Genomic DNA, 22621 nt, shown 5'->3' on the forward strand with positions numbered 1-22621 from the left:
AGGGCCGGCGGCCCGGCCGGCCTTCAGCCCTCGGACGCGTCCGGGATGTTGCGGAAGCGGTCGAGGCCGTCGGCCGCCTCGATGCTGGAGACCGTGACGCCCAGGTCGGTGACGAGGCCGTTGGCCAGCGAATAGACCCAGCCGTGCACGTTGAGCTCCTGGCCGCGGGCCCAGGCGTCCTGGACGAAGACGTCGGAGGCGACGTTGCGCACCTGGCGGATCACGTTCAGCTCGACGAGGCGGTCCCAGCGGGCGCGTTCGTCCGGCAGGGCGTCCAGCTCGTGCTTGTGGTCGTGGTGCACCTCGCGGATCGGGTGCAGCCAGTGATCGATCAGGCCCCGGCGCTTGCCGTCCACGGCGGCCGCGACGCCGCCGCAGCCGTAGTGGCCGACCACCAGGATGTGCTTCACCTTCAGGACGTCGACCGAGAACTGCAGCACGCTGAGGTAGTTGGCGTCTTGCGGCGGGGCGAGGTTGGCGACGTTGCGGTGCACGAACAGCTCGCCCGGATCGAGATCGACGATCTCGTTGGCCGGGACGCGGCTGTCGGAACAGCCGATCCACAGGTACTCGGGCGCCTGCTGGCCCACGAGGCGCTTGAAGAAGCCCGGGTCGGCCGAGATCTTACGGTCGGCCCAGCGGCGGTTGTTGGCGATCAGGTCTTGAAGCATCGGGCGGCCGGTCTCTCTAGGAAGGTTGGGCGTCGGGCTGCTTGTCGGGATGGGCGTCCGCGAAGGCCGGGTGGCCCGCGCAGGTGTCGGCCACGGCGCGGATCGCCGGATAGGGCGCGAGGTCGACGGCGTAGCGTTCGGCCGAATAGACCTGCGGGATCAGGAGGCAGTCGGCCAGCGTCGGCGTATCGCCGAACGCGAAGCCGCGGCCATGCCGGGCGACCATCGGCTCCAGCGCGCGGAAGCCGTCGTTGATCCAGCGCTGGGTCCAGAGCGTGCGGCCGGCGTCGTCGACCCCCAGCGCCGAAAGCTGCTTCTGGATGCGCAGGTTGTTCAGCGGGTGGATGTCGCAGGCCACGATCGCGGCCATGGCGCGGACGGTGGCGCGATCGTAGCGATCCTTCGGCAGCAGCGGCGGCTCGGGATGGACCTCGTCCATCCACTCGAGGATGGCGAGGCTCTGGGTCAGCACGTGACCGTCGCCTGTGTCGAGCGCCGGCAGCAGTTCCTGACGGTTGAGGTCGGCGTAGGCCTCGTCGTTCTGCTCGGCCTTGAGCAGGTTCACCGGCGCGTACTCGTAGGGCAGGCCCTTGAGGTTCAGGCCGATCCGCACCCGGTAAGGCGCGGTGGCGCGCCAGTAGCTGTGAAGGATGAGCGGCATCAGGCCACCGTGAACGCGAGCCGGCCCACGCCCTCCACCTCGCCCTCGACGCGGTCGCCGCGCGACAGGGGCCCCACGCCTTCCGGCGTGCCGGTGAAGATCAGGTCGCCGGGCGCCAGCGCCCAGAGCTTCGAAGCCTCGGAGACGATCTCGGCGACGTTCCAGATCATGTCGTCGAGCGTCGCATCCTGCCGCGTCTCGCCGTTGACCGACAGGCGGATCCGGCCCGCCGGCGGCGCCTTGCTCCAGCGGCGGATGGCGGAGATCGGCGCGCTATCGTCGAACCCCTTGGCGGCGTCCCACGGCTTGCCCGCGCCCTTGGCGGCGGCCTGCAGGTCGCGGCGGGTGAGGTCGACGCCCACCGCGTAGCCGAAGATCAGGTCGAGGGCGGCGTCCGGCGCGACGTCGGCGCCCGGCTTGCCGATGGCGACCACCAGCTCGATCTCATGGTGCAGGTTCTGGGTGCGCGAGGGATAGGCGGGGTCGCGGCCCGGCGGGACCACGGCGTCGCTCGGCTTGGAGAAGAAGAACGGCGGGGCGCGGTCGTCGCCGCCCATCTCCGCTCGGTGGGCGGCGTAGTTCTGGCCGACGCACAGGATGCGGCGAACCGGGAAGGCCTGGGCCTCGCCTTCGATCGGGACCGTGGGAACAGGGGCGGGTGCGATCGCGAATTCGGCCATGGCCGGGCATCTACGCCCCGCGGCCGGGGAAGTGAACCCCACGCAACGGCAGGTGTCGCGAGGGGGCCGGCGCGGGTCGCCGCGCGCGATCCGCCCGGATCGGCATCAGGAGGTAGGGTCGCGTGTTTCCGGGCGATATCCCATGGCCGCCGGTCCGGCCCCCGCGACAAGCCGCGGGCCTCCTGGACCGCGACTTAAGGCATAGCTCGGGCCGCGCCGAGGCGGCGCCTTGTCCCAGGACAGGCTGCCGCGCGTCAGGACGTCGCGAGCAACTCGGCGACGGCGGCGGCCACCTGAGTGACATCGTAGGGCTTGCGGATGACGGGAGCGTCGAAGCCCCCCGGCGCGCCGCCGGCCTCGCCGTAGCCGGTGGCGAACACGAAGGGCACGCCGCGCTGAGCCAGCAGCTCGGCGACCGGCATCACCGAGCGGCCATTGAGGTTGGCGTCGAGCACGGCGGCGTCGATGGGCCGGTCGAGGAGCGCCAGCGCCTCCTCCAGCTCATAGGCCGGCCCCACCACCTCGGCGCCCGCCTCCGACAACCCGGTCTCGAGCTCCAGCGCCAGCAGCACGGCGTCCTCGACGATCAGCACGCGCGAGCCCTTGAGGCTGGCCGGGCCGGAGGTGGTGACGACCGTCTCGGTGACCCGCTGGGTCGGGCCGTCGGGCACGGTCTCGGGACGCGGCGCCACGGCCTGGGGCCCGGCCCGGAGGCGTGCGCGAACGCCCGCCGGCGGATATTCGACCCGGGCCTCGCCGTTGAGTTCGCGGCCGGTGACCTGTTCCAGCAGCGTCGAGCCGAAGCCCCGGCGCGCAGGCGCGACCACGCGCGGGCCGCCGCTCTCGCTCCAGGTGAGCTCGAAGCCCCCGTCGGCGGTGCGCAGCCAGCGGACCTCCACCCGTCCGGTCTCGGTGGACAGCGCTCCGAACTTGACGGCGTTGGCGGCCAGCTCGTGCAGCGCCAGCGACAGGGCGTTGGCCGCCCGGGGCGTCAGGAAAAGCTCGGGACCGTCCGAGCGGGTCTGGCCCGGCGCGAGCGCCTTCAGCTCGGCCGCCACCAGGTGCTCGACGGCGGCGCCCCGCCACCGGGCGGCGGTGAGCAGTTCGTTCGCCGACGCCATCGCCTTCAGGCGGCCGCCGAAGTTGGACAGGAACGCCTGCAGCGAGGTCGTCCGCTTGGCGCTCTGGACGGCCAGGGCCTGGACCGTGGCCAGGACGTTCTTCACCCGGTGATCCAGCTCGGCCATCAGCTCCTGACGCTGATCGTCCTCGAGGCGCTGGGCGGTGACGTCCTGGACGATGCCGGTGATGCTGACCGCCCTACCATCGGGGTCGCGCACGATGACGCCGGCCACCCGCAGACACTGGACCGCGCCGTTGTCCGGGCGGACATGACGGTATTCGGTCTCGAAGGAATCCCGGCCGGCGAGATCCTGGTCGCGCTGGGCGATCAGCGCCTCGATGTCTTCGGAGTGGACGTGCTGGATCAGCGCGCGTCCGCCGTCCGCCGGAACCTCGCCGGCGGGCAGGCCGGTGATCGCGGCCATGCGTTCGCTGACCACGAAGATGTCGCGGTCGATGTCCCATTCGAACTCGCCAAGCCCGGCCGCCTTCAGGGCCAGGTCGAGGCGTCGTCGGTCCGGGCTGCGGCCCAGCTCTCGGCGCGTCATGGGTGAACCATAGGCAAACCCGGCAGGCTGCGCGACCGGTTTCGGCGCAACATCGGTCCGCGTTCCGACAAGTCTTCCCGCCGTCACGTCCGAGGCCTACATTGGGCGGAACAGCCAAGCTCTCCGGAGGCGCCTTCCCATGCCCAAGGCCAACGAGCTCACTCCCGACGAAACGCCCGCGGCCGAGGCCGCGAGCCTGGCCGACGAGGCCCAGCGCGTGCTGGCCGACGCCGCCAAGCAGATCGAGGCCGCCGTCCAGCAGGGCCTGGAACAGCTGCGCGCCCAGAGCCGCGTGGCGGCCGACGCCGCCAGCCAGCAGATCGAGGACGCATCGGAATACGTCAGCGAGCAGGTGCGCAGCCGCCCGCTCGCGGCCACCGGGCTGGCGCTGGGCGTCGGCGTGGTGATCGGCCTGCTTCTGGCCCAGCAGACCCGCCGGTGATCGTCCGGCGCCTGTTCAGCCTCGCCGCCGCCGTCGCCGCCATCGTGGCGGCGGTGATCGTGTGCGTGACGGCCGCCGCTTTCGCGCTCTACGCGGTGGCGCGAATCTGGCTGAGTTCGGCCGGCGCCGCGGCGGTCGTGGCCGTGGCCTTTGCCCTGGTGGCCGTCGGCGTGGCGGCCTGGGCCGTGCGCAAGGCGCCGCCGCCGGCGCCGACCGCGGCGGCTGACGACGTCTCGCTCGTGGAGCAGCTTCTCCAGATCGCCAAGGCCCGGCCGCTGATGGCCCTGGGCGCCGCGGCGGCGGCGGTGACGGTGCTGATCCGCAATCCGGCGGTCCTGACGGCCATCCTCAGCGCCGTCCTGGCCGGCGGGGCGGCCAAGACCGAGACCAAGTAGGCGGAACGGCCCCGCCGGCTCGCGGCCCTGGGGCTCCACGCCGGGCCCTGCCGCGCCGTCCCTGGCTTATGGACGCCTAGCGCCCCCGGCGGTCGAGAGACCAGGTGCGGTAGGGCTCGTAGCGCGATCCGGTCCAAGCCAGGGCCTTCACCCGGAAGCAACCCGCCTCGACCTCCACCACGTTGAAGCCCGGCGGCACGCCGCGTTCGCGCACCGAGAGCGTGCCCGCGCCGACGGCGTAGGTGCGGCCGTCGCCGTAGGGATAGGGCCAGGTGAAGGGTGCGTGGATATGGCCGGACAGCACGAGGTCGACCCGCGCCTCGGCGAAGGCCGCGGCCGCCTTCTCGCCGCCCCAGACCTTGGCGGTCATCGGGCCTCCGATCATCTCGATCAGCGGGTGGTGCACCACCACGATGCGGACGGAGGCGTCGTCCTGTCCGTCGAACCAGGCGGCGGCGGCCTGGGCCTGGCGCAGCGAGATCTGCCCCTTCGACCAGTTCAGGCGGGGCTGCGCGCCGCGGGCGGTGTTGACCCCGCGGACCGCGAACCCGCCGCCGGCATAGGTCTGGGCCGGCGCCGTCCCGATCCAGCGCTCGAACCGGCGGAACGGCGCGAAGATGCGCTCGGCCCAGGCGAGGTACGGCGCGTCATGGTTTCCCGGGGTGACGAGGCGCCGCTCGGGCAGGCGGTCCAGCCAGGCCCTCGCCTTCTGGAACTCGTGCACCTCGCCGAAGCGGGTGAGGTCGCCCGACACGATGATGAGGTCGAAGGCCTCCCGCGACAGGCAGTCGGCGGCGGCCGCCACGGCGGCCTCGTTCTCGCCGCCGAAATGGATGTCGGACAGATGGGCGATGCGGATCGTCATCAGACGTCCTTCGGGATCGACAGCACCCGCGCGACCTGGGGCGTGTAGCGCACCTCCGTCGCGGACTTCAGACGGACGGACTCCCCGTCGAGCACCGCCGGGATGCCTTGCGCGGACCAGATGCGGGCGTGGCGGCAGCGGCGGCTGGCCACCGCGGGGTCGTCGCGCCAGTCGCGGACCAGGGCGTTGAGGCCGAGCCGCAGGACGTCGGCGACGCCCGTCACGTCTAAGGCGGCGGCTTCCAGCACCTGCTCCTCGTCGGTCAGCGCGCGGGAGGTGGTCGGGCACATGAAGACCATCGCCTCGGCCTTCTCCCGCGGGCCGCCGTCGAGGGCGTAGCGCAGGCGGCCGGTGAAGGCCTGGCGGATCGCCCGCTTGGCGCGTGTCCAGGCCAGACGCCGGCGGCCGAAGCGGGCGGCCTCGCGGGCCGGGGCCCACAGCGCGGGCGAGCCCAGGATCGCGGCGACCATGAAGCGGTGCCCCTCGACCTCGCCGCCGCCGATCGCCCGCTCCTCGCCCTGGGCCAGGGCGATGGTCAGCGCGTCCTGCCAGGGCCGGACGCCATAGATGGCGTGGGGCAGCATGTTCATCGTCCCGCCCGGCAGCGGGGCGAGCATGGGGCCGTCGGGGCCGCAGAGCTCGGCGGCGGCGCGGGCGGTCCCGTCTCCCGCCAGCACCACCAGCAGGTCCGGCGCGGCGTCGACCGCCCGGCGCAGGCAGTCGGTCAGCTCATGGGTCTCCGGCGCGCAGACGTTCGCCGTCACGCCGAAGTCGGCGAAGATCTTGCCGAGCTGCTGCGGCGCGTCGTCGTTGACGCTGCCCGACGCCACGTTGGCGACGACCTCGACCTTGCGGATCTGAGTCACCGCCCCCTCCGCGGCCGATGGTGAGACGGGATCAGCGGCCAGGCTGGGTCGCGTCGTTGCCGTCCGTGGCGTCATTGATCGCGCGCCCGGCGTCGTCGGCGGCGTCGCGCACCACGGGCTCGGCCCTGTCGGCGGCGACCGACAGGTTCTGGTCCACCGTGCGTCCGGCGCCGCTGAACGAGCCGTTGATGGCGGCCAGGGCCAGCAGGATCACCCCGATCGCGGCGGCGATGAACATGAAGGTCATCAGGATGGGATGACGCTTGCGCGCGGCGCGGGCATCGCGCCGGCCGCGCTCGTAAGCTTCCCGCAGATCCGCCCGATCGTCGACGTCACGGCGGACGGGGTCGTTGTCGTAGGAACGTGCAACCACGGTTCGAGCCCTCCTCAGGCGGTCCGGCGATGCAACGGCAAGCCTTCGCCTTAGTTCCGCCGACCTGCCGACGGAACTGTGAAGCTTCGACCGCGTTTTGGACGGTCGTAGGGGGACACGTAAGGAGAGCCAAGGAATGCTCAAGCCTCTTATCGCCCTCGTGGGCGCCGGTGTTCTCGCGTCGGCCTGCACCACGACCGGCAATACGGAATCGAACGCCGTCGGCGGCGCCGCTCTGGGCGCTCTCGCGGGCGCCGCTATTGGTGCGGTGTCCGGCGACGTGGGTGTCGGCACGGGGGCCGCTGTCGGCGCCGGCGTCGGCGCCGTGGCCGGCGCCGTGAAGGGCTGCCGTGAAGACGGCGGCTGCGGCGCGGCGCCTGCGAACCGCCGCCAGTACTACGATGAGCGCGCCGGTCGCTACTACTACTACGACTCCGGCACCGGCCGCTATTACTGGGAAAACGGCACGCCCCGCTGACGGGCTGCACGCCTCTTTTCAGACGGCGAGGGCGGTCGGAGGTTTCCGGCCGCCCTTTTCGTACCTATCGAAACAGAGAACGGGAGGGGCTTCATGGCGCCCAAGGCAGGACTTCTGATCGTCGCCGCGGCGCTGGCGCTCGCGGGCTGTCAAACCGTGCGCGACGCACGCGATCGCTGGGTCAAGGCGCCCGCGCGCTGCGAGGACCAGACGGTGCAGATCTATTTCGAGCCGGACCAAGCGGAGGTGACGCCGGAAGGCCGGAGCGTGATCGCCGCGGCGGCGAACCAGGCGCAAGGCTGCACGGTGGAGCGCGTGAGCGTGTTGGGCCTGGCGGACGCCGCCGGCGGCGCCACGGCGAACCTCGAGCTGTCGAAGAAGCGCGCGCAGTCGGTGACCGCGGCCCTGGTGGCGGCGCGGCTGCCCGCCGCCGAATTCAGCGTCGCCGCCGCGGGCCAAGCGGGCGCCGTGACCTCTGACGGCCGGGCCGCGCCGCTGCGCCGCCGCGCCGACGTCACCCTGCACATGAAGAAATAGGAGCCCAGGCCGGCGCGGTCGCGAACCGCCGCCGGTTCGCACGCACGCAAAAAGGAAGGGCGGGTCCTCGGACCCGCCCAGTGTGCATCATCGAGAAAAGGGGTGCGGAGACGGCAGACTGGCATGCTCGCCAGTCTCAAGTCGGGGGGGGCGTCGCCGCCTCCGCATGATCATAAACACAAGATCGCGGCGTGCGTTCCGAACGGCGATCAACTTTTTTGGAAATTTTCGCGCGCCGCCCGAGCCGTTGAAAACTTCGCGAACAACATCAAACGCTTGCGAAGCTTGGCCGCAGGCGGGGGAACGTGGCTTTGCGCCCGCGCGTTTCGCCTCATGGCGGGGGTGCACACGGCGCGCCCGCAGGAAAGGGCTCGGGTCATGCGCAGTTCGTTCGCCACACGTGCTCGCGTCTCGCTGGGCGGGCTGCCGCTCGCCCGAACGCCGAACCATCGCCAGCAGGCCGCGCGGCGGCGCTGGATGGTGGCGGGCGGCATGCTGGCGCTCGCCCTGGCCAGCGGCGCCATCGGGGCGCTCACCACCGGCCGCACCCATCCGCAAGGCTCGGTCGAGACCGGGCCGTTCAGCTATTTCCCTTATCAGTAAGGAGACTTCCATGGCGTCTTCGACGCGCGAGACTTCAAGGCCGGTCGTCGGCGCCACGCGAGCCCGACAGGGCCGCTCCGGGCGCCACGTCCTGCTCGTCCTGGGGTTCGGGCTGCTGCTCGTGATCCTGGGCTTCGCCGCCGCCTACATGTGGCGGTCCGACGACCTGGCCTCCACGAACACCAACAACGGCCCCTCCGACCGGGCCGAGGTGTTCAACGCGCCCGAGCCCGCGCCGATCAACTCGGCGACGGAAGGCAACGCGGCGCAGGACAACATGTCCGCCGCCCCGGCCGGCGGCAGCGCGCCTTCCACGGCCTCGACCCCGACGCCTTAAGCGGCCTCGGCAGAAGCCGGACGTGAAAAGGGCGCCGCTCCGGTCCGGAGCGGCGCCCTCTTCGTTTCGGATGGAACGCTGGAGCCTCAGGCGGCCTGCTTGCTGGCCTTCCGCGGATGGAAGAACAGCGCCTGGCCGATGGCGGCCTTCACCGTCTCGGGCTGGAACGGCTTGGTGATCAGGAAGGTCGGCTCGGGCCGCTCGCCGGTCAGCAGGCGCTCGGGGAAGGCGGTGATGAAGATCACCGGCACATCGTAGCGCTGCAGGATGTCCTTCACCGCGTCGATCCCCGACGACCCGTCGGCGAGCTGGATGTCGGCCAGCACCAGACCCGGGGTCTTGCGGGCGACGGCGTCCACCGCCTCGGTGCGGGTGGCGGCGATGTCGACGACCGTGTGGCCGAGCTCCTTCACCAGCGCCTCGATGTCGGCGGCGATGACCGGCTCGTCCTCGATGATCAGGACGTCGGTGGCCAGTTCGGCGTCGATCTCGGCCTGGGCCTCGGCGATCAGCCGTTCGACCTCCGAGAAATCGGCGCCCAGGATCTGGGCGGCCTCGGTCGGCGTGAAGCCTTCGAGCGCGGTGAGCAGGAACGCCTGGCGCGAGCGCGGCGCGATGCGCATCAGCCGGCGCGTGGTGTCGTCCGTGGAGAGGTCATCCTCCTGCGGCCCTTCCAGCTGGGCGCCCGAGGTGCACCAGATGGCGTGGAACACGTGGTAGAGCGCCACCCGCGGGGTCATGCTGGCTTCCAGCACGCGCTCCCCGGCCGCCAGGGCCTCGAGAGCGACGCGAACATAATGGTCGCCGGTGGACTGGTCGCCCGTGAGCGCGCGGGCGTAACGGCGCACATAGGGCAGATGCGGCGCCAGTCGGGCTAGAAGACTCAAATTGACCCCTCCCGTTTCAACGGATCGAAAGCCGCAGCCCAAGGCAGAGGCTGCGCCCCCGCCCCGATCTGCATGATGATCCAAAAACGCCAGCGAATGGAACCGGTTCCCTTCGCCGCCAGTTTTCCGCATCTTGTCCGTTCCGAAGCGGGAACCCGAACGTGAGTTGAGGCGTTGGACGGCGACAAGGAACCAGCGAGGGGGCGGCCTCCGCGCGAGCGGAACGCCGACGATATGATAGAACAGCGTCCTTCACCGGATCGTACCCGGCCGTCCGCGGCCCTGGACGAAGCCCGCCTGCGCCAGCAGGCGATCGGCGTGCGCCTGCGCCAGATGTTCGACGAAGTCGTCAATGAGTCCGTACCGGACGAGTTCCTGGACATCCTCCGCAGGGCCGACGAACGCGGCGCGGGGGATCGCTGATGTCGGCGGACCCCCAAGCCAGGCCGCCCCGGACAGCGGCCGACGACAACGCCTTCAAGCGTGAGCTGGTCCAGCTCATCCCCCACCTGCGCGCCTTCGCCCGCACGCTGTGCGGCGACCCCGCGGCGGCCGACGACCTGGCGCAGGACGCCATGATGAAGGCCTGGGACGCGCGCGCCAGCTTCCAGATGGGCACGAACATGAAGGCCTGGACCTTCATGATCCTGCGCAACCAGTTCTATTCGGAGAAGCGCCGGTCCTGGCGCCAAAGCCAGCTCGACCAGGAGGCCGCCGAACGCACGCTGGTGGCGGTCGACGATCCGGAAGCCCCTGTGGCGCTGGACGAACTGCGGCAGGGCCTCGCCATGCTGCCGCCGGAACAGCGCGAAGCGCTGATCCTGGTGGGCGCCGGCGGCTTCGCCTACGAAGAGGCGGCCGACATCTGCGGCTGCGCGGTCGGCACGGTGAAGAGCCGCGTCAGCCGGGCTCGGCGGGCGCTGCACGCCATCCTCGACGAAGGGGCGTACGACCGCGACGGCGCCTCGGCCGGTGACGCCATGCGCTCTATCCTGGCGGATGCGGAGCGGCTCAGCACCGTCCGTTAGCGACGGAGCGGGTCGCCGATGTTTCGACTGCCCTCAGCCTCGCCGAGTACGATCCGGGTCCGTCTCATCGCGGCGCTGGCGGCTGCCCTGCTGCCGGTGCTGATGCTGGGCGTGCTGCAGTCCGTGATCGGCTTCCAGCGCGAAGGCCGCATCCTGCGCGAGAACCTCGGCTTCGCGGCCGAGCGCAGCGCGGCGACGGCGCGCGCGCGGATGGAGAGCGCCGACGTGCTGCTCCAGACGCTTGCGCCCGGGGCCGTGGGCTTCCAGTGCGCTCAGCGGCTGGCGCAGGTGAAGGCGCGCATCCCAGGCTATGTGAACCTGATCCGGTTCGATCGGCAGGGCCGCGTGGTCTGCGCCGCCGGCGACGTGCCGCCCGACACGCAGCGCGCCAGCCGGGCCTGGTTCCAGCGCCTCGCGGCGGGCGAGGACCTGGCCATCACCCGCGATCCCGGATCGGCCTACGCCCGCGAGCCCGCCGTGCTGACCGCCGCACGCGCGCTGACGCCGGACGGCCGCTTCGACGGCGCCTTCGTGGCGGTGATCGCGCTCTCGAGCCTGCAGCCGGCGGTGACCGATCCCTCGCTGCCGCCCGGCGCCGAGGTCGGCCTGGTCGAGCGAACCGGGCAGTACATCAGCATGACCAGCGCCGCCGCCTTCCCGCGGCTGCCGCAGGACTGGCGCGCCAAGGTCGACGCCCAGGGCACGCTGGTCTGGTACGGCCGCGACGGCGAGGGCCGACGCCGGGTCTATTCGGCCGCGCCGGTCGTCGGCGAGGAAGTCTATGTGGTGCTCTCGGCCAACTCGCCCGGAATCCTCTCCGCGGCCTGGCTGAACCCGCTGACCGGCGTGCTCTTCCCGCTGCTGACCTTCGCGCTGGCGCTGGCGGCCGTGTCGGTGGTCACCGATCGGGTGGTGGTGCGCTGGATCGCCTATCTCCAGCGCATCGCGGCCCTGTATGCGCGCGGCCGTCTCAGCGTGCGGCCGGTCCAGGCCGAGCAGATGCCGCCGGAGATCCGCGACCTGGCCGAGACGCTCGAGGACATGGCGGACGCCATCGTCGGCCGCGACGCCTCCCTGCGGGACAGCCTCGCCCAGAAGGACGCGCTGATGCGCGAGATCCATCACCGGGTGAAGAACAACCTGCAGGTCATCTCCAGCCTGCTCAACATGCAGCAGCGCTCGCTGTCCGACCCGGCTGCGCGCTCGGCGATGAGCGACACCCGCCAGCGCATCACCGCCCTGGCGCTGATCTATCGCGCGCTCTACCAGGGCCCCGACCTGAAGCGGGTGGACCTGCGACCGTTCCTGGAGGAGCTGACCGCCCAGCTCGTCTCCGGCGACCTGGTGCACGGACCCGCCGTGCGCACCGAGCTGTCGGTCGACCCGCTGGTGATCGACCCCGACCGGCTGGCGCCGCTGGCCCTGTTCGCCGTCGAGGCGATCACCAACGCCCAGAAGCACGCCTTCGCCGGCCGCGGCGGGGTGCTGACCCTGGACTTCACCGTCCATGGCGACGAGGCGGAGCTGGCCATTTCGGACGACGGGACTGCGAGCGACGAAGGCCTGCAGGCCTCGGGCGTCGGACGCACCCTGATGACCGCCTTCGCGCGGCAGCTCCGCGGGCGGGTGGAACTGTCGCGCAACGCGCGGGGCGGCGTCACGGCGCGGCTGGTCTTCCCCACGCCGGCGGCCGACGGCCTGCCGGCGGCGCCTGAAGGCTCGGCGGGGAACCAGGCTGCGGCTTAGCCGTTCTCGCGACGCCAGATGCAAATCCCGGGAGAATCTCTCATGCGTAAGATCATCGTCCTGGCGGCTCTCGCCGCCAGCATGGCCGTTGCCGCCTGCAACACCGTTTCGGGCGCGGGCCAGGACGTGAAGGCCGCCGGTGAAGCGGTCTCGCAAACGGCCGAAGACGCCAAGAACTGAGGCCGCAGGGCCGATGTTGCGAAGCCCCGCCGCGCGAGCGGCGGGGCTTTTCGTTTGCGGATCAGGCCGCCGCGCCGACGGCGAAGACCCCAGCGTGCGGCGCCACCGGGTCGAGCCAGGCCTCGGCGCCGTCGTTCAAGCCGAGGACGAGCCGCCCTCCCGGAGCCAGGGCCCGCGTCAGGCCTTCCAGCACGCGTTCCCGCGCTTCACCGGTGAGCCCGCCCAGCACGTTGCGGCACAGGATCAGTTCGAAGCCGCCCAGGCGGGAGAGATCGTCCAGCAGGTTCACGCGCCTCCAGCGCACCATCTGGCGGATGCGCGGCGACAGCGCGAAGAACTCGCCCTCGCGCTCGAAGTGCCGCACGAGCCGCTGCGCGGGCAGGCCGCGCTGCACCTCGAACTGCGAATAGAGGGCGGCCTGCGCCTTCTCCAGGCTGCGTTCGGAGAGGTCGGAGGCGAAGAGCTCGACGCGGCCCGCCAGCGCCGGCGTTTCGGCCAGCAGCATCGCGAGGGAATAGACCTCCTGCCCCGCGCCGCAGGCCGCGCTCCACACGCGCACCGGACCCTCGGTCCGCGCCGCGAGGCCGGGGAGTACGTCGCGCGCGAGGGCCTCGAACACCGCCGGATCGCGGAAGAAGGCGGTTTCCGGCGGAGCCATGGCCTCGACCATCGCCCAGACCAGCCGCTCCTCCGCCCGGAGGCGCACGCTTTCCAGGAAGTCCGACAGCGAGCCGAAGCCTTCCCGGCGCGCCACGGGGGCGAGACGGCTCTCGATCAGATAGGCCTTATCGGGATCGACGCGCAGCCCCGCGCGGCTCGCACAGATGGCGGCGATGCGCTCGCGGTCCTCGAGCGGGATCATGCGGCGAGCTTCCCCGCGAGCCCCACGAAGGCCAGCTTGCCGGCCAGGATCTCGCCGTCGAACGGTTTCATTACGTATTCGTCGGCGCCGGCGTCCAGCGCCTCGCGGATGCGGGCGAGGTCATTCTCGACCGAGCAGAACACCACGCGGGGCTTGTCGCCGCCGGGCTCGGTGCGCAGCCGGCGGACGAATTCCAGGCCGTCCATCACGGGCATTCGCCAGTCCAGCAGGATGGCGTCGGGCATGGCGGCGTGGCACCAGGCCATGGCCTCGACGCCGTCTCCCGCCTCGGCCACCTCGAAGCCGAGATCCTCCAGGATCCGGCGCGCGACCTTGCGGATCACGCGGCTGTCGTCGACGACCAGGCAGGTCTTCAAGGTTCTACGGCGCCCCCTAACGGGACGACTTGTCGCGCAAGAGGGTTAACGCGAGGCTTAGGCCGGCAGGGTCGCGGCGAAGACGATCCGCTCCTCGTTGACGTCGGCGAAGACCCGGCCCCCGGCGTCGGCGACGAAGAGGTGGACGTAGTAGGCCTGGACCCAGTGGCCGTGCAGCCCCTCGCCCAGCGGCTGGCCCTGCAGGCCGCGCAGAACCTCGGGCCGCAGCCTGGCCCGCGGGCCGGTGGCGTCGACGGCGAGCGCGACCTGGGCGCCTTCCTGGACGGCGCGGACGCGGGCGGTCCCGCCGGTGGGCAAGGCGGCGCCGGCCATCTGGGCGAGGTTCAGCAGCGTGCGGGCGCAGGGCTTGTTCACCGCCGGGGTCTCGACCGTCCACTCGAGCTCGGCCCGCATGTGTCGGAAGACGCCCTGGGCCAGCTTCTCCAGGTCGCGCGCGTCGAAGGTCTCGGCCGAGGCCGAGGCGCCGAACGCCACCCGGGTGAAGGCGAGCAGGTCGGCGAGCTTGCGCGCCGAGGTCTCGATGAGGCCCATGGCCTCTTCCTTCATGTCCTGCGCCGACGGGTCCTCCAGCAGGTCCAGGCCCGAGACGATGGCGCTCGCCGGGCTGATGAAGTCGTGGCACATCCGCGCCGCCAAGTAGGCGGCGAGCTCCGCCGGGCGCACAGCCTCGCCGGCCCCAGAGGGGGCGGCCGGGACGTCTTCGGGCATATCGGTCATGGCGGCGGACCTTGAGGTGATTTGAGCCTTTGGAAAACGCCTGCGGCTCTCTAATAGACCCGCCATGGAGCCGTTCGCGGACCCTTCCTGGAGCCCGGCGTCCTCGTGCGGCATCCGACGCAGGACGACTGGGGCCTGGGGCAGGTGCAGTCCGTGGCCGGTCGCAGGATCACCGTGAACTTCGAGAACGCGGGCAAGCAGACGATCGACGCCGCCGTCGTGCGGCTGGTTTTCGTGGGCGACGATCCCAGGGATCGAATCAGAGGCTGAGGGCGAGTTGACGCTTTCCGACATCGACGTGGGCGAGACCCTCGCCGCCATCTGCGAAGCCGCGGCGGGGGTGATCCTGCCGCTCTGGCGATCCGGTCTGACGGTGCATTCCAAGGCGGACGAAAGCCCGGTCACGGAGGCGGACCGGCGCGGCGAGGCGCTGATCCTGGAGCGGCTCGCGGCCGCCTTCCCCGACGTGCCGGTCGTGTCGGAGGAGGACGCCAGCGAGTTCGGCACGCCCGACCAGATCGGGCCGGTCTTCTTCCTGGTGGACCCGCTGGACGGGACCAAGGCGTTCGTGCGCGGCGATCCCAACTTCACGGTCAACATCGCACTGATCGTGGATGGCCGCCCCGTCGCCGGCGCAGTGACGGCGCCGCCGACCGGCGAGACCTGGTTCACCCGGGCCGGCGAGGCGTGGAAGCGGGTGAACGGCGGCGCGCCACAGCCCGTGCGGGTGCGCGCCTGGGACCCGGCGACCGCGCTGGGCCTGATCAGCCACACGGCCACCGAGGAGCAGATCCGCAACCTCACCGACCAGTACGGCTTCGTCCGGACGCAGGCGATGGACAGCTCGATAAAGCTGTGCCGGATCGCCGAGGGCGCCGCTGACATCTATCCGCGCCACGGCCCGACCATGGAGTGGGATATCGCCGCCGCGCACGCGGTGCTGCTGGGCGCGGGCGGGAGCCTGTCCACGCCCGAAGGCGAGGCGTTCGTATACGGCAAGGCGGACAAGCGCTTCCGGAACGGCTGGTTCGTCGCCCGCGGGGGCTGACAACGGCCGACGTCCGTCAGATGTGCTTGGGCGTGTTCCACTCGTCGGAGACGGGCGCCGATACCTGCGCGGGCCAAGCCTCGTGCTGGGCGGTCATGGCGGCCGTGGCCACCGGCCGGCCGAGCGCCAGGTAGCTCACGAAGCCCACCAGGAAGGCGAGAGCGGCCAACCACAGGAACGGGCGGAGCACTTCAGCGGCGGCGGTCATCTCGGCAGATCCCGTTGGCTTCTGAAGGCTTTAACCCCCTTCGCGAGGCAAGGTTGCGCGGGTCGCGGGTGCGGGCCCCAGCGCCGCCCTTGATAATTGCGAACGATTCTCATTGCGGACCTTCACCAGGGCAACTAAGAACGCCTCGCATTCTTATTCTTAAGTGGACAGGGGACGGGGTTATGTCGGTGAAGGGCGTTGTCGCGCGGAAGAAGCGCGCCCTGGTGTTCGCCGCCGCGGGCGTGGCGGGCCTCTCGATGGGCGCGGTCGCGCAGGCGGCGGACCTGGCGGCCGACGCCGTGGACGCCGCGGCGCCCAAGGAGCTGTCCGGCGTCGACGTGAGCGGCGTCCGCGCCCGCGAGCCGGACGCGCCCAAGTACACGGCGCCGCTGGTGGACACGCCGCGCAGCATCACCGTGATCCCGCGCGAGGTCATCGAGCAGACCGCCGCCACGTCGCTGACCGATATCCTGCGCACCTCGCCGGGCATCACCTTCGGCGCGGGCGAAGGCGGCCAGCCGCTGGCCGACCGGCCGTTCATCCGCGGCCAGTCCTCGGGCAACAACATCTTCGTCGACGGCGTGCGCGACACCGGCGGCCAGATGCGCGAGGTGTTCGCCATCGAGCAGGTGGAAGTGGTGAAGGGCGCCGACAGCGCCTATTCCGGCCGCGGCTCGGGCGGCGGCAGCATCAACCTGACCACCAAGCGTCCCCGCCTGGACAGCTTCGTCAACGCGAGCGCCTCGGTCGGCACCGGCAACTACTACCGCGGCGTGATCGACGCGAACTACCAGGTGGGCGACACCTCGGCCGTCCGGCTGAACGTCATGGGCATGGACAACGACAGCCCCGGCCGGGATGCCGCCAACTTCAGCCGCTACGGCCTGCTGGCGGGCGTCGCCACGGGCCTGGGGACCGAGACCCGCGCCACCCTGCTCTACTACCGCCTGCGGACCGACGACCTGCCGGACTACGGCGTGCCGCTGTTCACCAAGGCGCAGGCCCTGCCGCGCACGGCAAGCGGCGTCCTGCCCGTGCCGCGCGACAGCTTCTATGGCCTGAAGGCGCGCGACTATCAGGAGACCGAGGCCGACATCGCCACCCTGATCGCCGAGCACGACGTCTCCACCGCCTTCAAGATCCGCAGCGTCTTCCGGGCGTCGAAGACCCTGAACGACTATGTGGTCACCAATCCCGGCGACGGCGGCGTGGCCCAGCTCGTGGGCGGCCAGTGGTGGATGAAGCGCGGCACCAAGAGCCGCTGGAACCCCACGAAGACGGTCGCCAACGTCACCGACGTCTATGGCGCGTTCGACCAGGGCTTCATCAAGCACAGCTACGACGTCGGCCTGGAGCTGAGCCGCGAGCAGAACAAGAACGCCGCCTACGTCGTCTATACGACCGCCGGCGCGCCCTGCCCGGCCGGGTTCACCGGCGCGAGCAACAACCTGGGCGTCGGCGACTGCACCCTGCTGTTCGACCCGAACCCGAACGATCCCTGGCAGGGCACGCTCACCCGCCCGACGCCGTCGCGGAACATCACCAAGACGGTCGGGATCTACGCCTTCGACACCATCTCGTTCGGCGAGAAGTGGCTGCTGAACCTCGGCGTCCGGCACGACAGCTATGAGGTGAACGGGACCGACGTCACGGTGACCAGCGCCAACGGCGTAATCACCGGCGAGACCCTGACGCCGCGCCACGGCGACTGGGAATTCACCAACTATCAGGTGGGCCTCGTCTACAAGCCGACCGAAAACTCCAGCGTCTACGTGGCCTACGCCACCACCTCGACGCCGCCGACCATCGCCTCCGGCGACCAGAACACCGGGACGGGCACCGGCACGGGCAACCTCGCCAACCTGCTGCTGGACCCCGAGGAGGTGACGAACTTCGAGGTGGGCGCCAAGGCCACGTTCTTCGGCGAGAAGCTGAGCGCCTCGGTCACCTACTTCGACCTGAAGCGCGAGAACGCCCAGATCCAGGTGGCCAGCGGCGTCTACGCCCAGGTCGGCGAGGCCGCGGCAAAGGGCGTCGAGATCGGCGTCACGGGCGCGGTGACCGAGCGCTGGGACGTGTTCGGCGGCTACACCTACATGGACACCGAGCTGGTTCGCGGCGCCTACAACGTCGTCAACGAGGGCGACCCTCTGGCCAATTCGCCCAAGCACAGCTTCAGCCTGTTCACGACCTATGACGTGACCGACGCGCTGACCCTCGGCGGCGGGGCGTACTACGTGTCGAAGAGCTTCGGCGGCAACCAGGGCGGCGCCGGCGGCGGGACCAACCGCATCTACGCGCCCGCCTACTGGCGGTTCGACGCCTTCGCCTCCTATCGGATCACCGAGAACGTGGACCTTCAGCTCAACGTCCAGAACGTCGGCGACGAGGACTACATCATCCGGACCAACGGCGTGCACCACGCCGACTACGGCCCCGCCCGCCAGGCGATCCTAACCCTCAACGTCCGCTACTGATCCTCCCCTCCGAGGTAGCGGACGCGCCGGCCCCGCCTCCCGCACGGAGGCGGGGCCGCTTCGCATCCCGACCCGCCGAGGCTTAAGGTTGACCCGCCATGATGCTGCATATCCCCGAGGTGCTGACCAAAACCGAGGTCGCGACCCTGCGCGAGCTGATCGACGCCGCGCCCTGGGTCGACGGCAACGAGACCTCGGGGACCCAGGCGGCCCTGGCCAAGAAGAACGCGCAGCTTCCGGAGGGCTCGCCGGCGGCCGTCCAGGCGGGCGAGGCGATCCTGGACGCGCTGTCGCGCAATCCGCTGTTCGTGGCCGCGGCCCTGCCGCAGGTCGTCTTCCCGCCCCTGTTCAACCGCTATGCCGGGGGCGAGGCGTTCGGCATGCACGTGGACAATTCGATCCGCCAGAGCCGCGACGGGCGGGTCCGCATCCGCAGCGACCTGTCGGCGACGCTGTTCCTCACCGAGCCCGAGGCCTACGACGGTGGCGAGCTGGTGGTGGAGGACACCTTCGGCGCGCACGAGGTGAAGCTGCCGGCCGGCGACATGATCCTCTATCCCGCCTCGAGCCTGCATCGGGTGACGCCGGTGACACGGGGCGCGCGGGTGTCCAGCTTCTTCTGGATCCAGAGCCTGGTGCGGGAGGACGCCCGGCGCGAGCTGCTGTTCCAGATGGACCTGGCCATTCAGCAGCTCTCGGCCAGGGTCGGCGCCGACGCGCCCGAGCTGATCTCGCTGACGGGCGGGTACCACAACCTGCTGAGGATGTGGGCCGAGACCTGAAGAGGGCCTACCCGCGCCCCTGAAAAGCCGGTATGCCCCCGCGGAAAGATCGTGGGGAAAGACCAAGGGGAACCGCCATGCCGCTCGATAGCGCTCCGCAGAAGACCTACCGCTGGGACGATCCGCTGGACCTGTCCTCGCGCCTCTCGGAAGAGGAGCGGATGGTCTGGGAGGCCGCCCGCCAGTACGCCCGCGAGAAGCTGCTGCCGCGCGTGGTCTCGGCCTATGCCGAGGAGCGGTTCGACCGCGAGATCATGACCGAGATGGGCGAGCTGGGCTTCCTCGGCCCGACGCTGCCCGAGGAATACGGCTGCGCCGGGGTGAACCACGTGGCCTATGGCCTGATCGCCCGCGAGATCGAGGCGATCGATTCCGGTTACCGCTCGGCGATGAGCGTGCAGAGCTCGCTGGTCATGTATCCGATCTACGCGTTCGGGTCGGAGGACCAGAAGCGCAGGTTCCTGCCGGGCATGGCGGCGGGGACGATCATCGGCTGCTTCGGCCTCACCGAGCCCGACGGCGGCTCGGACCCCGCCTCGATGCGGACGGTCGCCAAGAAGGTCGACGGCGGTTACGTCCTGAACGGCGCGAAGATGTGGATCACCAATTCGCCGATCAGCGATGTCGCCCTCGTCTGGGCGAAGCTGGACGGCAAGATCCACGGCTTCCTGGTGGAGCAGGGCTCGAAGGGCTTCGAGACGCCGAAGATCCAGAACAAGCTGTCGCTCCGCGCCTCGATCACCGGCGAGATCGCGCTCTCGGACGTGTTCGTGCCCGAAGACATGATGCTGCCCGGCGTGGAAGGCCTGCGCGGGCCGTTCTCGTGCCTGAACAAGGCCCGCTACGGCATCGCATGGGGCGCGATGGGCGCGGCCGAGTTCTGCCTGCACGCGTCGCGGGATTACGTCTCCAGCCGCAGCCTGTTCGGGCGCACCCTGGCCTCGCGCCAGCTGGTGCAGAAGAAGCTGGCCGACATGTCGACCGAGATCGCGCTCGGCTTCGAGGGCGCGCTGGCCCTGGGCCGGCTGATCGACGAGGGCGCCTGGGTCCCCGAGGCCATCTCGATGCTCAAGCGCAACAACTGCGGCAAGGCCCTCGAGATCGCCCGCGTCGCCCGCGACATGCACGGCGGCAACGGCATCTCGGGCGAGTACCACGTGATGCGCCACGCCTCGAACCTCGAGACCGTGAACACCTACGAGGGCGCGCATGACGTGCATGCGCTGATCCTGGGCCGGGCGATCACGGGCGAAAGCGCCTTCTGATCGCGGACGACCATCGCGGTACGCCCACAACTTTGCGTTTACCCCCGGAGGTGTAAGCCTTCGCCGCACACTGGGGGAAACAGATGGCCCGCAAGAGCGCGATCAGCGCCGGCGACAGGGCTGAGATGGTGCAGCGGCTGTTCGAGAACAGCTGCGATCTCATGCACGTGGTCGGGCCCGACGGGCGCCTGCGTCTCGTCAATCCGGCCTGGACGAAACTCACCGGCTGGACCGAGGACGAGCTGATCGGCCGCCGCGCGATCGAGCTGTTCCACCCCGACGATCGACCGGGCGTGCGGGAGCGCGCGGCCCAGTCGAAACCCGGCGTGATGTACGAGAGCGAGGCGCGTGTCCTGCTGAAGGACGGCAGCTATCGCTGGGCGGCCGCGCGTCGCTCGATGCTGGCGGACGGCTGCCACCTGGTGACGATGCGCGACGCCACCCAGGAGCGCGCCCATCGCGACGAGCTGGACTCGGCGCGCCGCACCCGCAAGGCGCTGGGCGTCTCGGCGGGCATCGGCATGTGGACCTTCGAGCCGCACGAGAGCCGCATCTGGTGGTCGGACGAAATCGTCAGCATGGTGGGCTTCAAGCCCGTCGAGCACGACACGCCCGAAGGCTTCGCCGCGCTGGTCCATCCGCGCGAACGCAAGCGGGTGATCGACGCCTTCACGCGCGCGGTCACCAAGGGCCATCCGATCCAGCTCGAGCACCGGATGTGGGCGCGCGATCACTGGATAACGGTTCGCGCCACCGTCGCCACCGAACCGCGCCCCGGCGGCCAGCACGCCTTGAAGGGGATTTCGGAGGACATCACCGAACTCGCCGCCGCGCGCGACGCCGCCCGCCATGGCGAACAGCAGGCGCGCAAGGCCCGCCGCGAGGTGCAGGTGGCCGCCCGGCGCCTGGAGATGGCGCTGAAGGCCGCGGAGGCCGGGGTCTACGAAATCGACCACGTGAACCGCAGCTTCTGGGCCTCGCCCGAGTTCGAGCGGATCACGGGCCTGCGGGGCTCCAGCTACGAGGAGGCGGTCGAGCTCAGCTATCCCGGCTTCCACCCCGACGACCTGCCGCACGTCCGCGCCTCGTTCCGCGCGCTGCACCGCGGCGACAAGCGGTCGGGCGAGAGCTTCGAGGCGCGGATCATCCGCCCGGACGGCAGCGAACGCTGGGTGAGGGTCCACCATCACCTGAAGGTCGGACGCGGCGGGCGCTGGCTGAAGGCCGTCGGCCTGATCCAGGATTGCGACGCCGGCAAGCGGCAGGAGCTGGCGCTGAAGGAGGCCCAGCGCGCGGCGGAAGCGGCCGGCGAGGCCAAGGCCGCCTTCCTGGCCAACATGAGCCACGAGATCCGCACGCCCCTGAACGGCGTGATGGGCGTGCTGCACCTGCTGAAGAGCGAGCATCTCACTGAAGACGGCCGCGCCCTGCTCGAGGAGGCGCTGTCGTGCGGCCAGATGCTGGCCGAGCTGCTCAACGACGTGATCGATTTCTCCAAGATCGAGGCGGGCCGACTGGAGCTGGCCTGCGAGCCGGTGGACGTCAGAGCTCTGGTGGGAGGCGTCGCGCGGCTGCTGAAGCCGCAGGCGCAGGCCAAGGGCCTGCAGCTCATCGTCGAGGCCGCCCCCGACGTGGGTTGGGTGCGTTCCGACCCCGTGCGCCTTCGCCAGGCGCTGTTCAACCTGGTCGGCAACGCGGTGAAGTTCACCGAGCGCGGCCACGTGGTGGTCCGCTGCCGGACGGCGGACGCCGGCGTGCTGCGCTTCGAGGTCGAGGACACCGGCGTCGGCATCCCCGAGAGCGCCCAGACGCGGCTCTTCCAGCGGTTCAACCAGGCCGACGCCTCCACCACGCGGAAGTTCGGCGGCTCGGGCCTGGGTCTCGCCATCACAAGGCGGCTGGCCGAGCTGATGAACGGCGACGTGGGCTTCACGTCCGTCGAGGGCCAGGGCTCGACGTTCTGGCTCGAAGTCGCGGCCGAGCCGGCCGAGGCTCAGGTCGCCGTCGAGGCCGCGCCGCAGACCGTGCTGGAGGGCCTGCGGGTCCTGGTCGTCGAGGACAACGCCACCAACCGGCTGATCGCCACCAAGCTGCTCGAGAACCTGGGGGCCTCGGTCGAGACCGCCGCCGACGGCTACCTCGGCGTCGAGGCGGCCGGCCGCGGGGGCTTCGACCTGATCCTGATGGACGTGCAGATGCCGGGCATCGACGGGCTGGAGGCGGCGCGCCGCATCCGCGGTCTGGGCGGCGCGGTGGCGGCGACGCCGATCGTGGCGCTGACGGCCAACGTGCTCTCGCATCAGCGCCAGTCCTACCTCGACGCGGGCATGGACGGCGTGGTGGGCAAGCCGATCTCGCCGGCGGCGCTGCTGGCCGAGATCGCCCGCCTGAGCGCCCCGGCGGCGCCGGAGGAAGACGTCGGCGACGCCGTCGTGGCCTGACGCC

28 protein-coding genes are annotated in these 22621 nt (G+C 70.9%); 16 read left to right on the plus strand and 12 right to left on the minus strand.

Features of this window, described 5'->3' with window-relative positions:
* Window positions 1-23 precede the first annotated feature (23 nt).
* From ACO2Q0_RS06480 to ACO2Q0_RS06495, 4 genes are all read right to left on the minus strand, one after another.
* Window positions 24-671, minus strand: coding sequence for a carbonic anhydrase (locus ACO2Q0_RS06480; protein WP_423350684.1), 648 nt, complete (start codon window positions 669-671; stop codon window positions 24-26).
* A 16-nt stretch (window positions 672-687) separates the two neighbouring features.
* Complete coding sequence (maiA, locus tag ACO2Q0_RS06485) at window positions 688-1332, minus strand: maleylacetoacetate isomerase (protein ID WP_423350685.1); 645 nt, start codon at window positions 1330-1332, stop codon at window positions 688-690.
* A complete protein-coding gene (locus ACO2Q0_RS06490) occupies window positions 1332-2012 on the minus strand; it encodes a fumarylacetoacetate hydrolase family protein (protein WP_423350686.1) in 681 nt (226 codons plus the stop codon). The genes maiA and ACO2Q0_RS06490 overlap by 1 nt, the downstream gene beginning before the upstream one ends.
* 254 nt (window positions 2013-2266) lie before the next feature.
* Window positions 2267-3682, minus strand: coding sequence for an HWE histidine kinase domain-containing protein (locus tag ACO2Q0_RS06495; RefSeq protein ID WP_423350687.1), 1416 nt, complete (start codon window positions 3680-3682; stop codon window positions 2267-2269).
* Window positions 3683-3821: 139 nt separating this feature from the next.
* On the opposite strand from ACO2Q0_RS06495, the gene ACO2Q0_RS06500 reads away from it, so the two are divergent.
* Both ACO2Q0_RS06500 and ACO2Q0_RS06505 read left to right on the plus strand, forming a co-directional pair.
* The gene (locus ACO2Q0_RS06500) at window positions 3822-4124 is read left to right on the plus strand and encodes a DUF883 family protein (protein ID WP_423350688.1); all 303 of its coding nucleotides are present in this window, start codon (window positions 3822-3824) and stop codon (window positions 4122-4124) included.
* Window positions 4121-4519: a hypothetical protein gene (locus ACO2Q0_RS06505; RefSeq protein ID WP_423350689.1), complete on the plus strand. Its 399-nt coding sequence runs from the start codon at window positions 4121-4123 to the stop codon at window positions 4517-4519. Before ACO2Q0_RS06500 ends, ACO2Q0_RS06505 begins: the two co-directional genes overlap by 4 nt.
* Window positions 4520-4595: 76 nt before the next feature.
* Here the strand turns inward: ACO2Q0_RS06505 and ACO2Q0_RS06510 are convergent, their stop codons facing one another.
* From ACO2Q0_RS06510 to ACO2Q0_RS06520, 3 genes are read right to left on the minus strand one after another with little or no spacing between them, the layout of a single operon-like run.
* Window positions 4596-5384 carry a metallophosphoesterase family protein gene (locus ACO2Q0_RS06510; protein ID WP_423350690.1) on the minus strand — a complete coding sequence of 263 codons (789 nt, stop codon included), beginning with the start codon at window positions 5382-5384 and terminating at the stop codon, window positions 4596-4598.
* Window positions 5384-6250, minus strand: coding sequence for a diacylglycerol/lipid kinase family protein (locus ACO2Q0_RS06515; protein ID WP_423350691.1), 867 nt, complete (start codon window positions 6248-6250; stop codon window positions 5384-5386). The genes ACO2Q0_RS06510 and ACO2Q0_RS06515 overlap by 1 nt, the downstream gene beginning before the upstream one ends.
* A 31-nt stretch (window positions 6251-6281) precedes the next feature.
* On the minus strand, window positions 6282-6623 hold the full coding sequence (locus tag ACO2Q0_RS06520; protein WP_423350692.1) for a hypothetical protein: 342 nt from the start codon (window positions 6621-6623) through the stop codon (window positions 6282-6284).
* 136 nt (window positions 6624-6759) lie between these two features.
* Here ACO2Q0_RS06520 and ACO2Q0_RS06525 point away from each other — a divergent pair, with 136 nt between their 5' ends.
* The 4 genes from ACO2Q0_RS06525 (at window position 6760) to ACO2Q0_RS06540 (ending at window position 8578) form a co-directional block, all read left to right on the plus strand.
* Window positions 6760-7101: a YMGG-like glycine zipper-containing protein gene (locus tag ACO2Q0_RS06525; protein ID WP_423350693.1), complete on the plus strand. Its 342-nt coding sequence runs from the start codon at window positions 6760-6762 to the stop codon at window positions 7099-7101.
* Window positions 7102-7194: 93 nt separating this feature from the next.
* Window positions 7195-7638, plus strand: a complete 444-nt coding sequence (locus ACO2Q0_RS06530; protein ID WP_423350694.1) for an OmpA family protein — start codon at window positions 7195-7197, stop codon at window positions 7636-7638.
* Window positions 7639-8016: 378 nt separating this feature from the next.
* Complete coding sequence (locus ACO2Q0_RS06535; protein ID WP_423350695.1) at window positions 8017-8241, plus strand: hypothetical protein; 225 nt, start codon at window positions 8017-8019, stop codon at window positions 8239-8241.
* A gap of 10 nt (window positions 8242-8251) precedes the next feature.
* Window positions 8252-8578 carry a hypothetical protein gene (locus tag ACO2Q0_RS06540; RefSeq protein WP_423350696.1) on the plus strand — a complete coding sequence of 109 codons (327 nt, stop codon included), beginning with the start codon at window positions 8252-8254 and terminating at the stop codon, window positions 8576-8578.
* A gap of 86 nt (window positions 8579-8664) precedes the next feature.
* Here the strand turns inward: ACO2Q0_RS06540 and ACO2Q0_RS06545 are convergent, their stop codons facing one another.
* Window positions 8665-9465, minus strand: a complete 801-nt coding sequence (locus ACO2Q0_RS06545) for a response regulator (RefSeq protein ID WP_423350697.1) — start codon at window positions 9463-9465, stop codon at window positions 8665-8667.
* 174 nt (window positions 9466-9639) lie between these two features.
* Here ACO2Q0_RS06545 and ACO2Q0_RS06550 point away from each other — a divergent pair, with 174 nt between their 5' ends.
* From ACO2Q0_RS06550 to ACO2Q0_RS06565, 4 genes are read left to right on the plus strand one after another with little or no spacing between them, the layout of a single operon-like run.
* Window positions 9640-9888: a NepR family anti-sigma factor gene (locus ACO2Q0_RS06550; protein WP_423350698.1), complete on the plus strand. Its 249-nt coding sequence runs from the start codon at window positions 9640-9642 to the stop codon at window positions 9886-9888.
* Window positions 9888-10493, plus strand: coding sequence for a sigma-70 family RNA polymerase sigma factor (locus ACO2Q0_RS06555; RefSeq protein ID WP_423350699.1), 606 nt, complete (start codon window positions 9888-9890; stop codon window positions 10491-10493). The genes ACO2Q0_RS06550 and ACO2Q0_RS06555 overlap by 1 nt, the downstream gene beginning before the upstream one ends.
* A gap of 18 nt (window positions 10494-10511) precedes the next feature.
* Entirely contained in the window at window positions 10512-12239 is a 1728-nt protein-coding gene (locus ACO2Q0_RS06560; RefSeq protein WP_423350700.1) for a sensor histidine kinase, read from the plus strand.
* Window positions 12240-12281: 42 nt separating this feature from the next.
* Complete coding sequence (locus ACO2Q0_RS06565) at window positions 12282-12419, plus strand: entericidin A/B family lipoprotein (RefSeq protein WP_423350701.1); 138 nt, start codon at window positions 12282-12284, stop codon at window positions 12417-12419.
* Between the two features lie 61 nt (window positions 12420-12480).
* Here the strand turns inward: ACO2Q0_RS06565 and ACO2Q0_RS06570 are convergent, their stop codons facing one another.
* The 3 genes from ACO2Q0_RS06570 to chpT are packed head-to-tail and all read right to left on the minus strand — an operon-like array spanning window position 12481 to window position 14396.
* Window positions 12481-13281: a CheR family methyltransferase gene (locus tag ACO2Q0_RS06570; protein ID WP_423350702.1), complete on the minus strand. Its 801-nt coding sequence runs from the start codon at window positions 13279-13281 to the stop codon at window positions 12481-12483.
* The gene (locus tag ACO2Q0_RS06575; RefSeq protein WP_423350703.1) at window positions 13278-13658 is read right to left on the minus strand and encodes a response regulator; all 381 of its coding nucleotides are present in this window, start codon (window positions 13656-13658) and stop codon (window positions 13278-13280) included. Before ACO2Q0_RS06575 ends, ACO2Q0_RS06570 begins: the two co-directional genes overlap by 4 nt.
* 57 nt (window positions 13659-13715) lie before the next feature.
* Window positions 13716-14396: a histidine phosphotransferase ChpT gene (gene chpT, locus ACO2Q0_RS06580; protein ID WP_423350704.1), complete on the minus strand. Its 681-nt coding sequence runs from the start codon at window positions 14394-14396 to the stop codon at window positions 13716-13718.
* 87 nt (window positions 14397-14483) lie between these two features.
* On the opposite strand from chpT, the gene ACO2Q0_RS06585 reads away from it, so the two are divergent.
* Both ACO2Q0_RS06585 and cysQ read left to right on the plus strand, forming a co-directional pair.
* Entirely contained in the window at window positions 14484-14666 is a 183-nt protein-coding gene (locus ACO2Q0_RS06585) for a DUF3553 domain-containing protein (protein WP_423351570.1), read from the plus strand.
* Window positions 14667-14673: 7 nt separating this feature from the next.
* The gene (gene cysQ, locus ACO2Q0_RS06590; RefSeq protein WP_423350705.1) at window positions 14674-15444 is read left to right on the plus strand and encodes a 3'(2'),5'-bisphosphate nucleotidase CysQ; all 771 of its coding nucleotides are present in this window, start codon (window positions 14674-14676) and stop codon (window positions 15442-15444) included.
* Between the two features lie 16 nt (window positions 15445-15460).
* Here the strand turns inward: cysQ and ACO2Q0_RS06595 are convergent, their stop codons facing one another.
* Window positions 15461-15652, minus strand: a complete 192-nt coding sequence (locus ACO2Q0_RS06595; protein WP_423350706.1) for a hypothetical protein — start codon at window positions 15650-15652, stop codon at window positions 15461-15463.
* A gap of 182 nt (window positions 15653-15834) precedes the next feature.
* Here ACO2Q0_RS06595 and ACO2Q0_RS06600 point away from each other — a divergent pair, with 182 nt between their 5' ends.
* The 4 genes from ACO2Q0_RS06600 to ACO2Q0_RS06615 all read left to right on the plus strand — a co-directional run bounded on the left by ACO2Q0_RS06600 (window position 15835) and on the right by ACO2Q0_RS06615 (window position 22617).
* The gene (locus tag ACO2Q0_RS06600) at window positions 15835-18129 is read left to right on the plus strand and encodes a TonB-dependent receptor (protein ID WP_423350707.1); all 2295 of its coding nucleotides are present in this window, start codon (window positions 15835-15837) and stop codon (window positions 18127-18129) included.
* Between the two features lie 98 nt (window positions 18130-18227).
* Window positions 18228-18911 (plus strand): Fe2+-dependent dioxygenase, encoded by a 684-nt coding sequence (locus ACO2Q0_RS06605; RefSeq protein WP_423350708.1) that lies wholly within the window; start codon window positions 18228-18230, stop codon window positions 18909-18911.
* A 77-nt stretch (window positions 18912-18988) separates the two neighbouring features.
* Window positions 18989-20176, plus strand: a complete 1188-nt coding sequence (locus ACO2Q0_RS06610) for an acyl-CoA dehydrogenase (protein WP_423350709.1) — start codon at window positions 18989-18991, stop codon at window positions 20174-20176.
* An 83-nt stretch (window positions 20177-20259) separates the two neighbouring features.
* On the plus strand, window positions 20260-22617 hold the full coding sequence (locus tag ACO2Q0_RS06615) for a PAS domain-containing protein (protein ID WP_423350710.1): 2358 nt from the start codon (window positions 20260-20262) through the stop codon (window positions 22615-22617).
* Window positions 22618-22621 lie beyond the last annotated feature (4 nt).

The organism is Phenylobacterium sp. VNQ135 (genome assembly GCF_049445735.1).
In the GTDB taxonomy this organism is placed as follows: domain Bacteria; phylum Pseudomonadota; class Alphaproteobacteria; order Caulobacterales; family Caulobacteraceae; genus Phenylobacterium.

Coding starts and splice junctions, on each gene's coding strand:
- ACO2Q0_RS06500 (WP_423350688.1), top strand. CDS start 3,822: ATGCCCAAGGCCAACGAGCTCACTCCCGACGAAACGCCCGCGGCCGAG.
- ACO2Q0_RS06565 (WP_423350701.1), top strand. CDS start 12,282: ATGCGTAAGATCATCGTCCTGGCGGCTCTCGCCGCCAGCATGGCCGTT.
- ACO2Q0_RS06525 (WP_423350693.1), top strand. CDS start 6,760: ATGCTCAAGCCTCTTATCGCCCTCGTGGGCGCCGGTGTTCTCGCGTCG.
- ACO2Q0_RS06595 (WP_423350706.1), bottom strand. CDS start 15,652: ATGACCGCCGCCGCTGAAGTGCTCCGCCCGTTCCTGTGGTTGGCCGCT.
- ACO2Q0_RS06535 (WP_423350695.1), top strand. CDS start 8,017: ATGCGCAGTTCGTTCGCCACACGTGCTCGCGTCTCGCTGGGCGGGCTG.
- ACO2Q0_RS06605 (WP_423350708.1), top strand. CDS start 18,228: ATGATGCTGCATATCCCCGAGGTGCTGACCAAAACCGAGGTCGCGACC.
- maiA (WP_423350685.1), bottom strand. CDS start 1,332: ATGCCGCTCATCCTTCACAGCTACTGGCGCGCCACCGCGCCTTACCGG.
- chpT (WP_423350704.1), bottom strand. CDS start 14,396: ATGACCGATATGCCCGAAGACGTCCCGGCCGCCCCCTCTGGGGCCGGC.
- ACO2Q0_RS06615 (WP_423350710.1), top strand. CDS start 20,260: ATGGCCCGCAAGAGCGCGATCAGCGCCGGCGACAGGGCTGAGATGGTG.
- ACO2Q0_RS06570 (WP_423350702.1), bottom strand. CDS start 13,281: ATGATCCCGCTCGAGGACCGCGAGCGCATCGCCGCCATCTGTGCGAGC.
- ACO2Q0_RS06555 (WP_423350699.1), top strand. CDS start 9,888: ATGTCGGCGGACCCCCAAGCCAGGCCGCCCCGGACAGCGGCCGACGAC.
- ACO2Q0_RS06480 (WP_423350684.1), bottom strand. CDS start 671: ATGCTTCAAGACCTGATCGCCAACAACCGCCGCTGGGCCGACCGTAAG.
- ACO2Q0_RS06510 (WP_423350690.1), bottom strand. CDS start 5,384: ATGACGATCCGCATCGCCCATCTGTCCGACATCCATTTCGGCGGCGAG.
- ACO2Q0_RS06490 (WP_423350686.1), bottom strand. CDS start 2,012: ATGGCCGAATTCGCGATCGCACCCGCCCCTGTTCCCACGGTCCCGATC.
- ACO2Q0_RS06610 (WP_423350709.1), top strand. CDS start 18,989: ATGCCGCTCGATAGCGCTCCGCAGAAGACCTACCGCTGGGACGATCCG.
- ACO2Q0_RS06495 (WP_423350687.1), bottom strand. CDS start 3,682: ATGACGCGCCGAGAGCTGGGCCGCAGCCCGGACCGACGACGCCTCGAC.
- ACO2Q0_RS06600 (WP_423350707.1), top strand. CDS start 15,835: ATGTCGGTGAAGGGCGTTGTCGCGCGGAAGAAGCGCGCCCTGGTGTTC.
- ACO2Q0_RS06530 (WP_423350694.1), top strand. CDS start 7,195: ATGGCGCCCAAGGCAGGACTTCTGATCGTCGCCGCGGCGCTGGCGCTC.
- ACO2Q0_RS06560 (WP_423350700.1), top strand. CDS start 10,512: ATGTTTCGACTGCCCTCAGCCTCGCCGAGTACGATCCGGGTCCGTCTC.
- ACO2Q0_RS06540 (WP_423350696.1), top strand. CDS start 8,252: ATGGCGTCTTCGACGCGCGAGACTTCAAGGCCGGTCGTCGGCGCCACG.